Source organism: Micromonospora sp. 4G55 (assembly GCF_016803375.1).
Genome location: NZ_JAEVHN010000073.1, coordinates 1 through 16,841 on the forward strand (window position 1 = coordinate 1; position 16,841 = coordinate 16,841).

At 70.8% G+C, this 16,841-nt stretch carries 25 protein-coding genes; 4 read left to right on the forward strand and 21 right to left on the reverse strand.

All coding sequences use genetic code 11. The features are described from left to right. Positions 1-293: 293 nt before the first annotated feature. Positions 294-521, reverse strand: coding sequence for a GntR family transcriptional regulator (locus tag JNW89_RS09325; RefSeq protein WP_238448565.1), 228 nt, complete (start codon positions 519-521; stop codon positions 294-296). 176 nt (positions 522-697) lie between these two features. On the opposite strand from JNW89_RS09325, the gene JNW89_RS09330 reads away from it, so the two are divergent. The 4 genes from JNW89_RS09330 (at position 698) to JNW89_RS09345 (ending at position 2,534) form a co-directional block, all read left to right on the forward strand. Further along, a complete protein-coding gene (locus JNW89_RS09330) occupies positions 698-1,234 on the forward strand; it encodes a hypothetical protein (protein WP_238448566.1) in 537 nt (178 codons plus the stop codon). Between the two features lie 33 nt (positions 1,235-1,267). Next, positions 1,268-1,444: a hypothetical protein gene (locus JNW89_RS09335; protein WP_238448567.1), complete on the forward strand. Its 177-nt coding sequence runs from the start codon at positions 1,268-1,270 to the stop codon at positions 1,442-1,444. A gap of 155 nt (positions 1,445-1,599) precedes the next feature. Further along, a complete protein-coding gene (locus JNW89_RS09340) occupies positions 1,600-2,016 on the forward strand; it encodes a hypothetical protein (RefSeq protein WP_238448568.1) in 417 nt (138 codons plus the stop codon). 113 nt (positions 2,017-2,129) lie between these two features. Then, positions 2,130-2,534 (forward strand): type II toxin-antitoxin system Phd/YefM family antitoxin, encoded by a 405-nt coding sequence (locus JNW89_RS09345; protein WP_238448569.1) that lies wholly within the window; start codon positions 2,130-2,132, stop codon positions 2,532-2,534. An 83-nt stretch (positions 2,535-2,617) separates the two neighbouring features. Here JNW89_RS09345 and JNW89_RS09350 read toward each other — a convergent pair whose 3' ends face one another. The 20 genes from JNW89_RS09350 to JNW89_RS09445 all read right to left on the reverse strand — a co-directional run. Next, positions 2,618-2,887 carry a hypothetical protein gene (locus tag JNW89_RS09350; RefSeq protein WP_238448570.1) on the reverse strand — a complete coding sequence of 90 codons (270 nt, stop codon included), beginning with the start codon at positions 2,885-2,887 and terminating at the stop codon, positions 2,618-2,620. Continuing rightward, positions 2,880-3,191, reverse strand: coding sequence for a hypothetical protein (locus tag JNW89_RS09355; protein WP_238448571.1), 312 nt, complete (start codon positions 3,189-3,191; stop codon positions 2,880-2,882). The genes JNW89_RS09350 and JNW89_RS09355 overlap by 8 nt, the downstream gene beginning before the upstream one ends. 4 nt (positions 3,192-3,195) lie before the next feature. Further along, positions 3,196-4,101 carry a peptidoglycan-binding protein gene (locus JNW89_RS09360; protein ID WP_238448572.1) on the reverse strand — a complete coding sequence of 302 codons (906 nt, stop codon included), beginning with the start codon at positions 4,099-4,101 and terminating at the stop codon, positions 3,196-3,198. Continuing rightward, complete coding sequence (locus tag JNW89_RS09365) at positions 4,098-5,150, reverse strand: DUF4185 domain-containing protein (protein WP_238448573.1); 1,053 nt, start codon at positions 5,148-5,150, stop codon at positions 4,098-4,100. The genes JNW89_RS09360 and JNW89_RS09365 overlap by 4 nt, the downstream gene beginning before the upstream one ends. 51 nt (positions 5,151-5,201) lie before the next feature. Further along, complete coding sequence (locus JNW89_RS09370; RefSeq protein WP_238448574.1) at positions 5,202-6,170, reverse strand: hypothetical protein; 969 nt, start codon at positions 6,168-6,170, stop codon at positions 5,202-5,204. Further along, positions 6,167-7,801, reverse strand: a complete 1,635-nt coding sequence (locus JNW89_RS09375; protein ID WP_238448575.1) for a hypothetical protein — start codon at positions 7,799-7,801, stop codon at positions 6,167-6,169. Before JNW89_RS09375 ends, JNW89_RS09370 begins: the two co-directional genes overlap by 4 nt. A 1-nt stretch (position 7,802) precedes the next feature. Continuing rightward, a complete protein-coding gene (locus JNW89_RS09380) occupies positions 7,803-8,483 on the reverse strand; it encodes a hypothetical protein (RefSeq protein ID WP_238448576.1) in 681 nt (226 codons plus the stop codon). A 7-nt stretch (positions 8,484-8,490) separates the two neighbouring features. Continuing rightward, positions 8,491-9,426, reverse strand: a complete 936-nt coding sequence (locus tag JNW89_RS09385; protein WP_238448577.1) for a hypothetical protein — start codon at positions 9,424-9,426, stop codon at positions 8,491-8,493. Beyond that, a complete protein-coding gene (locus JNW89_RS09390; RefSeq protein WP_238448578.1) occupies positions 9,330-9,587 on the reverse strand; it encodes a hypothetical protein in 258 nt (85 codons plus the stop codon). Before JNW89_RS09390 ends, JNW89_RS09385 begins: the two co-directional genes overlap by 97 nt. 1 nt (position 9,588) lies before the next feature. Beyond that, positions 9,589-9,960: a hypothetical protein gene (locus tag JNW89_RS09395; protein ID WP_238448579.1), complete on the reverse strand. Its 372-nt coding sequence runs from the start codon at positions 9,958-9,960 to the stop codon at positions 9,589-9,591. After that, a complete protein-coding gene (locus JNW89_RS09400; protein WP_238448580.1) occupies positions 9,948-13,040 on the reverse strand; it encodes a hypothetical protein in 3,093 nt (1,030 codons plus the stop codon). The genes JNW89_RS09395 and JNW89_RS09400 overlap by 13 nt, the downstream gene beginning before the upstream one ends. A gap of 18 nt (positions 13,041-13,058) precedes the next feature. Further along, on the reverse strand, positions 13,059-13,295 hold the full coding sequence (locus JNW89_RS09405) for a hypothetical protein (protein WP_238448581.1): 237 nt from the start codon (positions 13,293-13,295) through the stop codon (positions 13,059-13,061). An 11-nt stretch (positions 13,296-13,306) separates the two neighbouring features. Further along, complete coding sequence (locus JNW89_RS09410; RefSeq protein WP_238448582.1) at positions 13,307-13,963, reverse strand: hypothetical protein; 657 nt, start codon at positions 13,961-13,963, stop codon at positions 13,307-13,309. Between the two features lie 3 nt (positions 13,964-13,966). Next, complete coding sequence (locus JNW89_RS09415; protein ID WP_238448583.1) at positions 13,967-14,560, reverse strand: hypothetical protein; 594 nt, start codon at positions 14,558-14,560, stop codon at positions 13,967-13,969. Beyond that, on the reverse strand, positions 14,560-14,865 hold the full coding sequence (locus JNW89_RS09420; RefSeq protein ID WP_238448584.1) for a hypothetical protein: 306 nt from the start codon (positions 14,863-14,865) through the stop codon (positions 14,560-14,562). Before JNW89_RS09420 ends, JNW89_RS09415 begins: the two co-directional genes overlap by 1 nt. Beyond that, positions 14,862-15,053, reverse strand: a complete 192-nt coding sequence (locus JNW89_RS09425) for a hypothetical protein (protein WP_238448585.1) — start codon at positions 15,051-15,053, stop codon at positions 14,862-14,864. Before JNW89_RS09425 ends, JNW89_RS09420 begins: the two co-directional genes overlap by 4 nt. Beyond that, entirely contained in the window at positions 15,053-15,370 is a 318-nt protein-coding gene (locus JNW89_RS09430) for an HK97-gp10 family putative phage morphogenesis protein (protein WP_238448586.1), read from the reverse strand. Before JNW89_RS09430 ends, JNW89_RS09425 begins: the two co-directional genes overlap by 1 nt. Then, positions 15,370-15,825 carry a hypothetical protein gene (locus JNW89_RS09435; RefSeq protein WP_238448587.1) on the reverse strand — a complete coding sequence of 152 codons (456 nt, stop codon included), beginning with the start codon at positions 15,823-15,825 and terminating at the stop codon, positions 15,370-15,372. The genes JNW89_RS09430 and JNW89_RS09435 overlap by 1 nt, the downstream gene beginning before the upstream one ends. Further along, positions 15,822-16,403, reverse strand: a complete 582-nt coding sequence (locus JNW89_RS09440) for a hypothetical protein (protein WP_238448588.1) — start codon at positions 16,401-16,403, stop codon at positions 15,822-15,824. Before JNW89_RS09440 ends, JNW89_RS09435 begins: the two co-directional genes overlap by 4 nt. A gap of 241 nt (positions 16,404-16,644) precedes the next feature. Continuing rightward, the coding region (locus JNW89_RS09445; protein ID WP_375155068.1) for a hypothetical protein at positions 16,645-16,841 on the reverse strand (197 nt) is incomplete at its 5' end.

Here is a 16,841-nt window from a genome sequence, read left to right on the forward strand (position 1 = left end):
AGCGGCAGCTCGGTCGGCGACGGCAGCGGCAGGTCGTCCACGCTCGGGGACGGCAGCGGCGACGGCTCGGCATGAGCGGCGGCCGGCAGCGCGAGCGCTCCGAGCGCCCCGGCGGCAGACGTACAGATCATGTACGTCTTCAACCGTAAGTGTCCCCGCGCTCTCTGCACGTGAGTGACGAGACCTCAACGGAGCGCAACTTGCAACCTGCACCATCCGCCTTCCGCAGATGGCGCAAGATCGATTAGTTAGGCAACAATGCCTTCTAGCCGCGACAAGTCAGGCGGCGGCCACTACCCCGCGACGAACGTGCCGCGCGCATGCACGGTGACCACCAAACCGCGGTTACGCAGCTCCTGCATCGCCATCCGCACCGTGCCGCGACTGACGTTGTACGTCTGCTGCAAGTGCAGCTCACTCGGCAACGGCTGCCCGGGGCGCAGCTTGCCGCGCTCGATCTGCTCGGCCAGCAGGTCCGCCAACTGCCGGTACAACGGCACATTGGACAGCGGACTGGTCATGATCCGAGAGAGTAGGCACGCACTGACGCTGTACGTGTCCGGGGATGTCCAGTATCTATACGTCTAGTGGATGGACGTACACACGCTGTACGTTTGACGGATCACAACGTAGGCGGCCCCGAGCCAGCGGTATCAGCGCCAACCCGGGGCCTTGATCGACCCCGGGAGGTCGACCCATGAAGACCCTACCCATCACACTGCCCACGTGCGGAGTGCAGGCGACAACACGCATCGAGGTGTACTCGGCGCGGTCGCTCGACGCGAACGCGTACACCTGCTCCGAGCACACCGGCCCCACCATCGCCGCCATCGAAGCCGCCGGCATGTCCGCCGAGACCGTACCCCTAGCCCCCGACGTCGAGCGGCCCTGCGGCTACGTGTACGTCTACGCCACCGGCCACCTCACCGACCCGGTCGACGTCGACCACCCCGCATGGTGCGACCGCGCCGACTGTCCTGGCCGTGGCCGACACCGGTCCGTGCGGCTGCCGGTCGTGACCGGCCAACCGGAGGCCGTGATCGCCGACGTGGCACTCACCCAGACGCTCGGCCCCGGCGTGGACCCGATGCTGTCCCTCACCGTCGTCGACGGCGAGAGCGGCAGCCGGGAAGTGGTGCTGTCCCTCGGACAGGGCCGCGTCCTGTCCTACCAGGTACGACGGCTGCTCGACCTGTCCAAGGGATACCCGGGCAACCGCCGGCCGTCCTGGTAGCGGACCGTGTGCCCCCGGCGTACCGTGCGCCTTATGGCGGGCTCGGCGAGCCCCTGGCGGTGCTGGATCTGCGACCGGATCTGGCCGATGCCATGGGCCCGCCAGCGATGCCGCCGCGACCGCCGCCGGCTGCGCCGGGACTACCTGCGTCGAGCGGCGCCGCAAGACGCGCTGCGCGACATGACCCGACCGGACCGCGACCAGACGTAACACCGTGTACCTGACCGGCGCATGTAGACCGGATGCGCGGTGCGAGTGTCCACACGACAGGGGCGGAACACCCGACCCCTCCCCGGCCCCCGGGAGGGTGGTTCCGCCCCTGTCGTACCTGGTGACCATTGACCAGCGCGAGTACGGTGCCGGACATGACCGCCACGCCGCCACCGCCACCACCTGGCGGATGGGCGCTCCACCCGCCCGTGGTGCCGCCGCCGCGCAAGAAGTTCTGGACGACCCCGGCCGGCGTCGCGTCGATTGTCGTCGTGGTCGGCGCTCTGCTGCTCATCGCCGTCAGGGTCAGCAGCGCGGTGTCCGGCGACGGCGCGGCGACCGAGCGGTGCCACGACGCGATCCGCGCGCAGACGTCCTACAGCGCGAGCTTCATCGGCCGGGCCGCGGTCGTCCGCCAGGACAAGTCGTACGGCGTGTCGGGCCAGCTGGTGATGCGGGACGGGCGGGGCCTGCTGGTCGGCGGCACCTACCACTGCTGGGTGCAACGTGAGGGATGGGACCGGTGGACGACCACATCGGCGACAGTGGCCAGGACGACCGGAGCCGGGTGACCCGGAGACGACGAAGCGCGCCCGCCGGCCGAAGCCAGCGGGGGCGCTTCCCGTTGGAGAAACCTTAAGGTTTCTGTTGACGCGGCGCGCGTCCAGACCTTAAGGTTATCGGCATGAGCAGCAAAGAGGTCGGAATCGAGGAAGCCCGCAAGCGGCTCGGTGACCTCGTCACCGCCGCCCAGCAGGGCACCGACATCATCCTCACCCGCAACGGCAAGCCCGCCGCCCGCATCGTCTGCGTCCAGGAGGACACCATGCCCCGCCCGCTGGTCACCGACAACGCCCTCCGCTACGAGCCCGAAGGTGCCGACGTCGCCTTCACGTGGGTCCGGCGCGATTCCGCCATCGGCGCGCAGCCCTACATCTACGTGTGGCCCAAGGGCAAGGTCGGCAGCGGCGAGCCGATCGCGCAGCTGGACGTGTGGAAGTGGAACTCCCAGGAGCAGGCCCCGACGACGCTCGACGGTCACGACGACTTCGTCAAGCGGTGCGACGGGTGGCTGGCCGCCCGCGACTGACCCGGGAAACGACGAACGCCCCCACCCGACGGTGGGGGCGTTCGCGCTTGTCAGGCGGGCCGGTTGCCGGGGCCACACCTGGTTCACGGCTCCCTAGGCGGCTTCCACGCCGGCGCGGCGGCCAGCGGCGGGAACACCTGCTGGAAGAACCGGTTCACGGACGGCACCGCCAGGACGCGGGTGATGCCGCCGGCCACCGCGAGGATCGCCGCGACCCACGCCACCCGCTCGACACCGGCGGCCTTCGCCGCCTCGGGCAGCATGATCGCGGTCGGTGGGATGTACGCGGCGATGGTGCGCAGCACCGCCCGCCACGGGTGCCGGGCCTGCGTTGTCGTTGCCGGATCAGCCATTGCTGGTGCCTCCATTGTGGGATCGGATGTGGTCTTCCAGCCGTGTCTCCAGCCGGCCGATCGCGTCCCGCAGCGTCGACCCCCCGTTCGTGCGGAACTCCTGCTCGATGCGGGCCAGCCGCTCCGGCACACCGGGTACGGCATCCCGGCCCGGCCGGGCCGGCATCCCGTACCAGTCCTCACGGAACTGGTCGTTCTGCCGGGCCAGCTTGCGCAGTGGCCGGCCGATCAGCCCGGCCAGCACCAGCGCCGAGCTGACCACGCCGAGAACGACGCCAGCGGCGATCCACGTCTGCAACGTCACGGGGCTACTCCGCCGCCGACAGGGTGCCGGTGATGACCACCTGCGCCGGTAGCGCGACGCCGCCGGTCGGCGGCGGCAGCTGCCGGTCCTCCAGCGCCTTGACCCGCCCGGCCAGCGCGGCGATGCCCGGCTCGCCGCCGAACTTCCGCGCCCACACCAGGTCGATCTGCACTTGCGCGTGCGCGTCGTACACGGTGCCGTCCTGCTTGGAACCCACCACCGCGCGGCACGCCTTCACAGCGGCGGTCGTCGCCGGACCGTAGGCACCGTCCAGCGCCCCCTTGTAGTAGCCGAGCAGCTGGAGCCGGTACTGGAGTGACTGGACGTGCTCGCCGGCGTCGCCCTGCTTGCAGAACATGAGGAACTGACCTCCCCCGGGCAGCAGCCCGATCGTCGTCAGGTACCGCCGGAACAGCGGCGTCTGGTCTCGGTTCGCCCGCGTCGAGTCGCGGAAGTAGGAGAAGTGGGTGTGGTACAGGTGGGAGTCGTCGCCACTCGACCGCCGGCCCAGCCGGTCGAAGCGGCGGACCACCTTGCCGTCCGGGCTGTAGATGACCTCGCGGATGTCGCGGCTGTCCGGGGTGTTCGCCACGCACTGGGCGACGCACCAGGTGGAGAACGTGCGCAGGTTGTGGGTCCGGCCGCCGGAGCGGACCTCGAAGATGCCGACGTCCAGCGCCGACGCGAAGAGCGTCAGGCCAGCGGAGTCCCGCTTGGACTCGACCACCGAGTAGTCGTTGGTGACCACCCGGTCGGAGCCGCAGTGGTAGCCGCCGCGGTGCGCCGGGTCCCCGACGATGCCGACCTCACCCGGCTCCAGGTCGTCGTCGCGGACGGTGTCCGCGACGATGTTGAGGTGGTCGATCAGCAGCCGGCGCGCGGCCAGCAGGTTGCTCGGCGCCGACGTCACTGCGGCACCTCCGCCCAGACCGGGGAGCTGTTCGTCCGCGACCACTGCACGAGCAGCTGCCCCGACGTCGTGGGGATGCCCGGCGCCGCACCGGTCAAGTAGCAGTCCATCGAGCAGACCGCGGAGTCCGGCAGGAGCTGCTGCCACGACCACGGCCCCCAGGGGCTCGGCGCCACGTAGCGGCCCAGACCCGATGCGAGGTCACCGCCCCGCTTCGTGGTCACCTGCCACTCGCCCACCGCCGTGCGGTGGAGGGTGTACGCCGAGCTGGTGCCGTTCGTGCCAGCCGCGCCGAGGGGGATGGTCGGCACCGCATTGTCGTCGTAGCGGGACCACGTCGAGCCGGTCCAGAACTGCCAGCGGTGCGGGATCTCCAGCCACCCGAGCGGCACCCGCGCGACGTATCCGCCGTCCCTCGCGTGGTAGGCGTCCGGACGGTCCCTCAGGCCGTGGACGTAGACGTACGAGTCGTCGGCGGCGATGGCGCCGGACCACTGCACGGCCGTGTCGTCGAGCCCGCTCGACGGGGTGGGCCAGTACCGCAGGAACAGCGGGTCGCCGCCGGCCGGCACCTCCACCGTGGCGCCGTACGCGCCGAGCGCCGTCCACTGCATCACGCCGGGGTAGGTCTTCACCCGGGAGCCGATGACGTACACCTGCGTGCCGGATACCAGGAACTGCCCCGGCCAGAACTCCGACCCGTCCGGCCACCTCGGGAAGAAGTGCCCGCCGGGCCACAGCGACTGGACACGTCGCTGCGTCCCCTGATCCCAGACCACCGCGGCGTTGTCGTACACCGGCCACACCTGGCCGTCCTCCGCGGTGGCGTCGCCGGTGAAGGAGAGCCAGCGGCCATCCTCCAGCGGCGCCGTCCGGAACCCATCGAACAGGTCACCGAGGCCGGTGATCTCCGTGGTGCGGGCGTTCATCTCCGCGGCGCTAGTCGACGCGTTCACGACGGCCACAGATCGCGGGGCGACCGCCCCGACCGGCGAGGCGGGGGGCACGTGCGCGGCCATCAGCACCGCGACGACAGCGATGATCCTCATAGCTTGGCAGGGTACGCCCAGCAAGCCAGGCATAACACAGGCAGCAATGCATCACGGCGTCCACAGAGCGAAGCTCGACGCCCCGTTGGCGCCGCGGACGACGGCCCGGTACTCGTACTCGACGCCGGACACCACCCGCCGCCAGTCGTCGACGACCGCGCCGGCGGGTAGGCCGGCGGCGATGCGGATGCCGTTGGACGGGTCGGCGACGCGGATGCGCAGCTCGTCGACGTAGATGATGTCGCCGGCGGCGGGGGTGGAGCCGACGCCGGCGCACAGGGTCATCTGCGTCGCGCCGGCGGGGGCGACCCCGAGCTGGGAGCGGGCGCGCCACACCCCCGCGGTCGGGGGCAGGACGGTGGTGATGGTGGCGCCCAGCAGGGCCCCGCCCGCGTCGTACCAGCGCAGGAAGACGGCCGTGGGTTTGTTCGCCGTGACGGCCCTGATCCAGCCGTAGGCGTCGTACGTCAGCCCTTCCGTGCAGGGCAGCTTGATGGTCTCCGCGTACGCGATGCCCGACACCCCGTCGGGGATGACCTTGTACGACCAGCTGCCACTCTGCGCCTGTTCCGTCGACGGCGCGCCGGTGCCACCGACAGCCGGACCCCACCCGGCGGTGCTGCCGCCCTCGAAACCAGGGTTGGCGTTGATGATCGGCGACGTGACGGGCCGGCGCCACAGCTCCTGCGACACCAGCACCGGCTCCGTGCCGGCCGGCGTGGGGTTGGTGATCGTCGCGCGGATCACCCCGGCGGCGGGCTGCGGCGCGATCGCCAGGAACGCCCTCGGCGGCTCGATGAAGGACACCCCGAAGTTGCGGGCCACCACGTCGCTGGCGAGGCCCTTCAGGTTCCGGGTCTGGACGTGCAGCGTGTAGTTGAACCCGTTCGCGAGGACCCACGGCACCAGATAGCTGGTGGCGGTGTCGGACCGCCATCCGGAGTCGTGCAACGTCTCACCGAAGATGATCAGCTTCACCTTGTAGGCGGTCTGCTCGGCGGCGGTCCAGGTGACGGTCACCTGTCGGTGGTGATGGTCTGACCCTCGGTCGGGGAGGTGACGACGGGGTTGACCTTGCCGCTGGGCAGGACCACGAACGCGTCGCTGTAGAGGCTGGCCGTGTCGGCGCCGTCCCACACCTTGACGCGGTACGCGTGCGCAGCGTCGGAGGTGAGGCCCCAGCCGGCGGCGAGCGTCCTTGCGCTGGTCGCACCCACGTTCTTGACCTCGGCGGCCTGCCAGGTGCTGTCACTCGCGCGCAGGTACTGGATGGTGCCGGTGCCGATCTGCCGGGACAGCGCCCACGCGGACTGGACGTCCGCCGGGTCCGGGTCGGAGAACACCCAGTCGAGGGCCAGCGCCGAGGTGACCTCGGCGGCCGAGCCGTTGTTGACCCCGATCGCGGTCACATCCCAGGTCGGGGTGTCCGGGGAGTAGCCCACCGTCTGGTGGTAGGAGACGACGGTGTTCGGCGTGCCGGCGTGCGCGATCGCCACCGTGTGCCGGGCGTCGGCCACGACGGCCTGCCCGGACCCTGTCACCGGGGCGGTGGCCGCGCCCCGCCGGACGCTGAACTGCGCCGGAGGTGTGCCGAGCACGTCTGTGGTCGTCACCGTCGTCCAGCTGGTCCACGTGCCGCTGGCCCGGATGTAGTCCACGAAATGCAAGTCGGCGTTGGCGGTGCCGACCGCGAACACCCGCGTGGCCTCGGTGGTGCTACGGCCGATGACCCGGCTGTACGACAGGCCCACGGTCCGGACCACCCCGGCCGGGTGCGCCGGCGTCTGCCGCAGGACGGTGCCGGTGTTGCCGCGGTCGCGCTCCACCAGCAGCACCGTGTCGGTGGCGGTGGGATGCGGCACCGCCATCAGCCACCGGGCACCGTCCCACCGGCCGACGATGCCGTCCTGCGCGGCCAGGCCGCTCTGCAGCAGCTGCGTGGTCGGCGGTCCGGTCCAGCCCGCCCCGCCCCAGGAGAGCTTGACCATGCGCAGCTCGGTGCGGCCGTAGGCGATCCACAGGTGCGGAGTGTCGGACACCTTGCCGGACCCGTCGTGCTCGATGTCCACCGACGGCACGATCCGGCCGGTCCCGGTGATGTCCATCCACTGCCGCTTCCCGGTCAGGAACGCGTTGCTGTAGGTGTGAGTGCCGGCCGGCTGGTCCAGCAGCACCCCGTACAGCGTGATCCCCGACGTGCCCCCGAAGGTGGTGCCCACGCAGATGACGATCCACATCCACCGGGTGCCGCCGCCGACCAGCTGGATGTCCATCCCGGCGTGGATCGCGCCCGCGGTGCCGCCGTTGTCCGGCCGCCCCGTCAAGGTCTCCGGCCCCCACACCGGGTTGTCCAACCGCGCCCGGCGGAAGTAGATCCGGTCCTGGTTGCCCTCGTGCGTCCTGTAGCTGAGGTAGAGGTGCCCGTCGTTGGAGATGAACGTGCTGCCCATCTCCTGGATGGCCGTGCGCAGCAGGGACAGGTGAAGCGACCAGGCGCCACCGCCGTTGGTGCTCTTGTAGAGGTCCCAGGTGTTGGCAGTGGTGCTGCGGATCAGCGCGTACAGGTAGCCGGTGCGCGGGTCCCTGTCGACCCGGGTGTTGGCCGGTGTGCCCAGCGGGTCAGCCTGTGTGGTCGTCGCGATCTGCGCCATGTCAGCGAATCTCTTCCCACTTGATCGACCAGGTGTCCTCGACCCCCAGGTTGGTCTGCTTGGCGGCCGCACTGTTCCGCAGGTACAGCTGCATGGTGTACGAGCCGCCGGCGATGGCCGGCAGCGTGCGGAAGGCCGACCACGCCCTGTGGTCCGAGGCGACATTGAGGAAGTAGCGGCCCACGTCGTAGTCGGCGGAGAACGCCGGCGACGCCCGGGAGATCCGCACCCCGTAGAACACTTCAAAGGGGGCCGTGCCGGCGGCTGCCCAGCCGCCGCCGTGGACGGTCACCCGCATCCGGGTGACATCCGCCGCCTTGGCGATGGTGGTGCTGGCGCCAGCCACCAGCTGGTTGCTCGTGCTGGTAATGGAACCCAGCGCGGTGCCCAGCGTCTCGATGGACGCGTCGCCGAGCGGATCGGTGTATGCGCCGATCACCACCCATTCGGCCTCCTGGAGCTGCAACCCCACCCGGTCGCCGGGCCGGACGGTCACGTTCGCGAAGCGCTTGACCGGCGCGGCGATCACCGACCCGTCGAAGATCACCGTGCACGCCGTGGTGTTCGGGTCGACCGTGACCGCGCGGCCCATCCGGCCGGTCTGCGGCGGCAGGGCCGCGGCGATCCGTTCGTCGGTCTGCCGCATCAGCTCCAGGTCGAAGCGGCTCACAGCGCCTGCCATTCGTGCGTCATCGGCCCCGTGCCCAGCGCAGCGTCCACTGCGTGGCGAGCATGTCCATGGGTGCGCCGGCCTTCGGGTCGTTGACCCAGATCCGGTCGAAGTGCCAATGCAGGGGGTTGGGCGACGTCGACGCGGTGTAGGTCATGGAGCCCCGCATGTCCGCGTCGATGCGCTCCTGCGCCTGCCGCACCAGCGACGCATGGTCGGCGGCCTCCAGGGGCACGACCTTGGAGATCACCCGATCCCGGGCGTCGACGCTGGTCGGCCCGTCGGACTGGTTGATGTAGGTCCACATGCCGTTGCCCTCGACCGGACTCGTCTCGGTGTTGTTGCTCTGGTAGAACACCCACCGATTCGGGGTCGCGAAGAGGTCGCGCGTGATCGTGCGGTCCGGGGTAATCGTCGACCGGTCACCGTCCGCCTCGTACGGCCACTCCGATGGCCGCTGTCGCGGGGGCTGGTAGGGGTGGCAACGGGGCCGGCCCTCCCAGTCCGACCAGACGCCGGCGTAGCCGACCGATGACAGCAGCTCGTTGACGACTGTCAACCAGGTGGTCCGTTCGACGAACGGCCACACCTTCGGCGCCGGCAGCGTCGACGCCGCGGCCGTTGGGTCGATGATGTACTGCACGAACCCTTGCTGGATCAGGATGTCCTCGACCGCGGTCAGGTAGGGCACACCCGCGTCGATGGCGTACGTCTCGCCCACCGGGTCGGTCAGGGCGTGGAGGATGTCGTACCCGGCCACGTCGTACGTCACCGGCGTCTCCCGCAGGCCCCGCTGCGAGGTGTTGGCGTAGTACGCGCCGAGGTTGAACCGGGCGGTGATCAGACCGTCGGCGAGGGTCATGTACGGGCGGACGATCGCCCGCCCCCAGTCCAGCTCGGCGCTGATCCCCAGGTTCGCGGTGCCGTGCAGCTCCGCGTAGGAACTGCGCGACACGACCCGCCGCGCAGGTCCGGGGAGAGGTCCGCCAGCACGGTCAGCGCCTGGTCGACCAGCTCCGCCCCGTACCCGACGATCAGACCTGGCGCGTCCACGATCAGCGCCTCCACCTGCGCGGCGGTCAGGTGCTCGCGCGGCGAGGCGGTCAGCGGCTGCACGTCACACCCCCTCGGGGGCGTCGACGGTGCGCACGGTCAGTGCCGCGTCGTACCAGGCGGGGTCCGACTGCTCGATCGGGACCACGCGCAAGTACACCCCCACCCACAGCTGGCCCCGGTGGTCGCGGACCTGCACCGGCAGACCCTTCCACTCCCGCAGCGTGAGAATCGTTGCCAGCGACACCCGCCGCAGCGTGCACCCGAAGCTGCCCCGTTCCCCCTCCACGCTGATCGACCGCTGCCGGCCGCCGGCGTAGGTGCCGACGTCCCCGTCCATGTCGTAGTCCTGCGTCCGGTCCCACGACTGCGCGTTCACGGCCTCGCCGGTGTCCAGGCGGTTGATCCACACCCGGGACAGGATCAGCGTCGCCATCCCTCGACCCTCCCGATCTGCCGCGACGCCGCCACCCCGCCGGTCAGCTCCCCGGCCACCGCCGGACCGATCCGCTCCACTGCGTCGATCAGCCGCCGCTCCACCGCCTCGATCAGCCGGTCCAGCCGCGCCACCATCTGGTCCATCACCGGAGCCGGGGTGACCGGCTCCCACCTGCCGGTGCCGTTGTAGATCGGCGGGTTCCATCCGGGCTTCAGCGCGCCGCCGGAGTCCATGGCGACGTGCAGGTGGTTGCGGTGCAAGGGCAGCTGCGTCGGCATGCTGGTGCGCCGGCCGCGGCTGATGGCGTAGTCGCCGGTGTTGGTGCGGTGGATCAGCTCCAGCACCCGCGACTGCATCCCCATGAACAGGCGCGCCAGGCGGTCCTGGTTGTAGCCCATGAAGTCCACCGCGCGGCCACTGCCGTGCCACAGCGGGTCGCCGGGCCTGTAGGCGTTCCCGAAGGTGTACGGGATGCCGGAGTTTTGGACCAGCGCCATGATGCGGCGCCACACTCCGGAGTCGCCGCGCTGCGCGCCGGGGCTCGACGGCCACGCCCCGAACTCCGGCACCACCTTGGATGCGACCTCGGCGCGGGACGGGATGCGCGCGCCGTGCACGTCGACCTCGTAGCGCATCGTCGAGCCCCAGTTGCGGCCCTTCAGCGCGTCGATGAGGCCGCCGGTGGCGTACCCCTGCAACACCTCGCGGGGGATCTGCTTGTGCCGGATCGCCTGCATAGCGGCGACGCCGTAGTAGTCGACGCTGCTGGTCGGCTGCATGAACTCGCCCTTGGACGCCCAGATCATGTTGGAGTCCGACGTGCCGGTGCCGACGAACGGCGGGCCGTCGATGTGGCCGCCGTCCTTCTTGAAACGGCGGGGGTCGCCCGCGTAGCCGCCGCGCAGCGCCGCGTTGACCTCCGCACGCGCCGCGTTGATCGTCTTACCGGTCGCCAGGGACCGCTGGTAGGCGTACAGGTCGGTCAGTGCCAGGACGACGTCCTTGAAGCCGTCGATCAGGATGTTCGTGATCTTCTTCGGGGGGATGCGGCCGTACGTCTCAATCAACTTGTCGGTTTCGGTTTTGTTGAGCTTCAGCTGACCGGCCTCGGTGCGGACCGCCGACGTGCGCTTCTCGTGCTTCTTGCGGGCTTCATCGATGGCGACGCCGGCTTCGATGTCGGCGTAGTACATCTCGCCGCTCTTGGTCAGCAGCTCTTGCAGGGCGTCGCGGTTGGACCGACCGGCCTTGGTGTGCAGGTCGAGGTTGTTCTTGTTCCGGCCGATTTGGTCGGAGTTGCCCTTGACCGTCTCGGACAGCTGGTCCCACGACGCCTCGTACGACTCGTTGGCCTCGGTCTGCTTGATCGCCGCGCCGTACAGGGCCTCATGCGCCTGGCGCAGCAGGTCAGCCTTGGACTTCTGCTCGATCATCGCCCCGGTCAGCGCGCCGCTGCTGAGCAGCAGCCCCCGCATCGCGCCTGAGCCGATCTCACCGAACAGCGCGAACTTGGTGGCGGTTTCGTCGAGCTGACCCTTCAGCTGCTCGACGTCCTCCTTGGTGGCCACCGCCGAGTTGCCGGTGCCGAGCAGCTCCGCGTTCACCTCGTGAATCTTCTGCCGGTAGGTGCCGCTGGCATCCGCAGCGGCGATCTGCGCGTCGGTCAGCCCGGCGGACTTGAGCGCAGCGAAGTCTGCGGCGGTGGCAGTGCCAAGGGTCGCCTCACGCCACGCCAACGCCTCCTTGCTGCCGACCTTGAAACCATCGGCGGTCAGATCCAGCCAGCCGCGGTAGTGCTTCATGTCCTCCAGCCAGTACCGGCCGCGGTCGATCGCGACGTCGAGCTCTTCGCTCCACCCCTTGATCGTCGCGGCGTGGTGCACCATGCCGGCGCCGGTCTCGATGAGCCGGGTGAGCGCGACGGTCAGGTCATCGATCGCGGCAGCACCCTCGTCGGCGTCGTCCGCGAGGGTGGTCAGCGCGTCACCGGTCGCGTCACCGATGGCGTCGAAGCTGCGGGCGAAGGCATCCACAGCGGGGTCGGCCTTGTCGATGACGTCGGCAATTCCGCCGATCAGCTTGCGGGCCCCGGACACCGCGCCGTCGACCAAAGGGTCCACGAACCGCGAGCTGGCGAAGATCCGGTCGATGTCGGGTCCCAGCTGCATCCACGCGGCGCGGATACGCGCGATGCCGCCCAACGTGGGGTCGACGAAGCCGACCGCCCGCCGCTCCAGGTCCCCGAGGATGAACCCGCCCAGCTCCTGGCCGGCCGTCTTCACGCGCGGGTCCCGGGCCGCCAGGATGGCCCCGCCGACCACGCCGCCGACCCCGACGCCGCCGACCACCGCGCCGGAGATGATGGCGGCGAGGGTCGGCGCCGCTAGGAGCCCCGCCGCGGTGACGGCGCCGACCAGCGGCGCGGACACCGGCAGCGACCCCATCAGCGGACCCAGCCGCGCCCCGAACCGGGCAACGAACCCCGTCGCGGAGTCCTCGCCGACGTCACCGATGGCCTTCCGCAGCCGGGCCAGGTCACCGCGCGCCGACTCGGCGTCGAGCCGCACCTGCACGGTCTTGGCGTCCTTGGCCATCTTCGACAGCTCGCCGTCGATACGTTTCACCGCGGCCAGCGCCGCCCGGGGGTCCGCGTCGATGGCGACCGGCGGATCGATGCCGAGAGCGGACAGCCGGCGTTGCAGCTGCTCGATGTCCCGCTGCGCGGGCGTCGTCTCGACCTTCGGCTCTACCGGCTTGTCGTCGACGGCGCCGAGCTGCCGCCGGAACCGCTCGACCTGCGCGAGAGCCCGTTCGGTGCGGATGCGCATCTCCACGCTGGACGCATCGCGGGACATGTCCTGCAGGCGGCCTCGTGCCGTCTCGATCGACGCCAGCGCGGACTTCGGGTCCGCCTTCACGTCGATGGGGTCCAGGTCGAGCGCCCGCAGCTGGTTGTTCAGCTGGGAGCCGAACTCCTTGCCGATCCGCTTCGCCTTGACCTTGACGTCCGGGGACAGCTTGGAGTCGTCGGCGCGCAGTTCCACATAGGCGTCGGAGAGCTTCTTGCCGCCGGCCACGTGCGCACCTCCCTCCCGCTACGCCACCCCGAGGGCCCGCAGCTTGATCCCGCGCGGGCTGTCGTCCCGTTCCGCCGTCTCGGCCAGCGGCGCCGCTAGCTCGGCGTCGAAGAGGGCCTTGGCCACGTCCCAGTCGGCGGCGTCACCGGCGACCTGCTCCATGCCAAGCGCTCGGGCGATGCCGGCGCCGATGGTGTGGGCGTGCACGTCGCGGGCCAGGTCTTCCAGCCGCAGCGTGTACGCCACCGCCAGCACGTCGGCGAGGCTCAGGCGAGCCCGGCCGCCGCCAGCTTCCGCCGGTCCTTCGCCGCCTGCTCCCGCTTCTCCCGGCGCTCCCGTTCCTCCGCCTCGGCCTGCATCACGTAGAACTCCTGGATGTCCGGCCTGCCGCGCTCCAGCGCCAGAGCCTTCTCCAGGTCCGGGCCACCCAGCAGCAGCACCGGCGCTGACGAGCCGTCCCCGGATGCGGGCCCGGTTGTCGTCGGCCCATGCGGCAAGCCGGCGGGCGGCCCCTGCGGAAAATCCGTGGTCGCCTCCAGCACAGCGTTGGTGATGGCGCGGATGTCGGCCATGCGGTCACGGACCTGCTGGCCGTGCTCCATGCCCAGACGCCAGTACGTGTCGAAGTCCTCGGGGTGGATCAACTTCCGCAACGCGTCCAGGACGGCCCGGTAGCCGGCGGCGACCGCCTGGCCCATCGTCCGCGTGATCTTCACGAGCTGGTCCGGCTGGAGGGCGTCGACCTTGGACAGGTCGACCCCCTCCAGCGCGGACACGTCGATGTCCCGGCCGGCGTCCAGAAACTCCAGCTCCACCGCGTCCGTCGCGGCCGGATGGATGCGGATCACCTGCCCGTCGAAGTAGGTGAACTCCAGGTCGAGCGGCTCGCGCTCTCGGCCGAGAGTGCCGATGCTGCGTCCCATGGGTCAGCCCCCCAGACGGCCGACGCCCGAGCCGTACCAGGCGAAGGCCTTGCCCGCCGCCGGACGCTCGAAGTTCCACACGGTGGCGATCCCCGACGCCGCGCCCCGGTTGAAGCTGGACGTGATCTCACCGCCGTTGAGGCACTGCCGGCCCACCAGCCGCAGCGTGTGGTCGAGCGATTCCCAGCCGATCATCGACCGGACGATCTGCTCCGGCTCCGGCGGCTCCAACTTGGAGCTGAGCGTGGCGCCGGTGCCGGACACCGTCGTCACCAGCGACGACGGCGCGTTCATCGCCCGCCGGAGGTTGTGCAGCGTGTAGTTGGTGACCGCGAACGCCAGCGTGGTCGTCACCTCCGTGACGCTGTACGCCACAGCGTCGAACAGCTCGGCCACCCTGATCGGCTCGACGTTCATGTTGTGGGACCAGACGGAGCCCTCCTGCGTCGGACCCCACGGAATCCACGCCACCGGCCAGGGGTCGGCGTCGTAGTTTGACGCGGCGGCGGCGTGCAGCGGCTCCGACGACGCCAGCAGGGCGTGGAACAGGAAGCCCGGTTCGCGGAGCAGCAGCGGTGTGGCCTGCGACAGTGACATCAGCTATCGCCTCCCTCGGGGATGGTGGTGTCCGCGGCGGCCGGTGCCTCCGCAGTGGGCGTCTCGGTGCGACCGGCCGGTGCGGTCGACGTCGCCGCCGGCTTGGCGCGGCTCGCCCGGGGCCGTCGCGTGGTGGTGCGCGCGGCGGACGCCGTCTTCGGCGCGCTGGCCCGTTCGGCGGCGGCCTTGTCCTCGGCCGCCCACCGCTCGCGCTCCTCCGTGGTCGCGGTGCCGGTGCGCTCCAGCACCTCCCGGCCCGCCTTGCTGGTGCGCTTGGCGACCAGGCCCAGCTGGTCCCACTTCAAGCGCTCCACCGTCGACGTCGCACGCGCATGCCGGGCGTCGCCGCGAGGACGGTCCCCCAGGGGATGTCGGCGATGGCCACGTACTCGTCGTACTCGGCCTCGCGCTCCTGGCGGCGCTTCTCCACCGCCAGCAGGTCCTCGTTGACCTTCTGCGCGTCGGGGTCGTGTTCGATACCGGGAAAGGTCATCAGATGCCTCCGATAGCTGCCTCAAGGGCGGGCTCCAGGAACGGGCGGGCCGGCAGACGCTCGGTGCCGCGATCATGGAAGTAGAGGTAGTAGTGGGCGCGGTCCCACGAGATCCGCACCGCCCAGGTGGCCACGTCCAGCACGGGCTCCCGCCGGATCGACGCCGCGCCTTCACCGGTCCGCTTGGGTGCTCCGGCCTTCGCCGCGACTTCGATCGGCTCGCCGGACTCCATCAGCAGGTCCCGCACGTCCGCGCTGGCCGCGATCTCGCGGATCGCCCGTTCGTCGACGTGCACCCGCACGTTGTCGTCGGCCATCACACGCCCCCGTAGGTGATGTCCGACTCCACGCGCACCTGCACGCCGAGGATGCTGACGGACTCGTCCTGCGGCTGGTCGTAGTCGCCTTGCCCCTGGGTGACGCCGGTGACGCTCAGCCCGGCGCCGAGACGGGGGTACGCGCGGAGCACGTCGACGATCTGGCCGAAAATCTCCGCCGCGCGGGCGTCCGTGGCCTCGACCACGCGCGGTTCCTTGCGGTGCACGCGGATGTAGACCGACACCAGCGCCACCTCTTCGGTGACCACCCAGCGTTCCGCCGTGGCGTCGTTGTGGGTGAACCGCACCCCGCCGCCGTACAGCAGCTCCAGCCCGATCTCACCGGGGAACGCGTACGCCACCTGGATGCCGTCCAGCGGTTGCCCTGGTTGCGCCAGCACGGTCAGACCGTCGAAGAGTGCCTTCTTCGCGACGTAGACGTTGGTGGCGTTCACGCGAAGCCTCCCGCGTCGATCGTGTAGCCCTCGTACGCCGCGTCGACCTCGGGGATGCCGGTCCGCTCACCCGAGGGCAACGCGATCCGGTAGGTGCCGCCCTCCGCCGCCGACCAGCTGATCGCCCGGTCCGGCACACCGGAGCTGGTGATGTTCACCCGCGACCGCAGCCGCAGCATCGCCGCGGTCCGCAGATCCTCCGGCGGCATGTCCATGCCGTGCTCGTACTCGACGACCACCCGCCCGGACGGCCACACGCCGGCGGGACGCGTCAGCACGCCCGCCGAATCGACCGCCACGGCGGCGACGTCGCCGGTGCTCCACGCCGTGCCGGCCACGCTGACCGCGCGCAGCGCCCGCACCTCGACACGCGGCAGCAGCAGCGCATCCGTGCCGCTGCTCTCCACCATCGCGCGCTCGAAGCGGGGCACGAACGCCTGGCCGCAGATCCGCTCGCACTCGACCTCGACCTCCAGCCGCTTGCGGATCAGCTTCTCGGTCGGATGCTGCGCCAGCGACAGGCCGTGCTCCTGGCGCACCTCGGCCAGCTCGAAGAGGAACCCGCCGACGACCTCCACCAGATCGCGGTAGCGGCCCAGGTTGCTGACCCACTCGACCGCCAGAGCGTCCAGCTGAGCCTGCCCGGGGATGGCGAAGGTGTACTGGCCGGCGGGCCCCGGGTGCGCGGCGGCGCCGCTGGTGACAGCGGTGCGTCCAGACGCGTCACGGTCACCGTGACGTCGCCGGTGGCGTCGGTCGGCGTCTCGCCCACGTAGAACGTGCGCGAGAGCGTCACCGCCGCTCCGCGTTGCACCCGGGTCAGCCCCACTGGTCGAGCCCTCCGTTACTCGCCGCTGGCCTTGGCGCCGGTCGACTTCGCGCCGTCGTCGACTTCGCCGGGGCCGCGCGGCCCTGCGGCGTCGACACGCGGCTCTCACCCGCCGTCGCCCGCCGCGCGGCGGCCGTGCGCCGCTCCTCGGCGGCGCTGTCCGCCGCCACCCGGTCCGCCTCCGCCT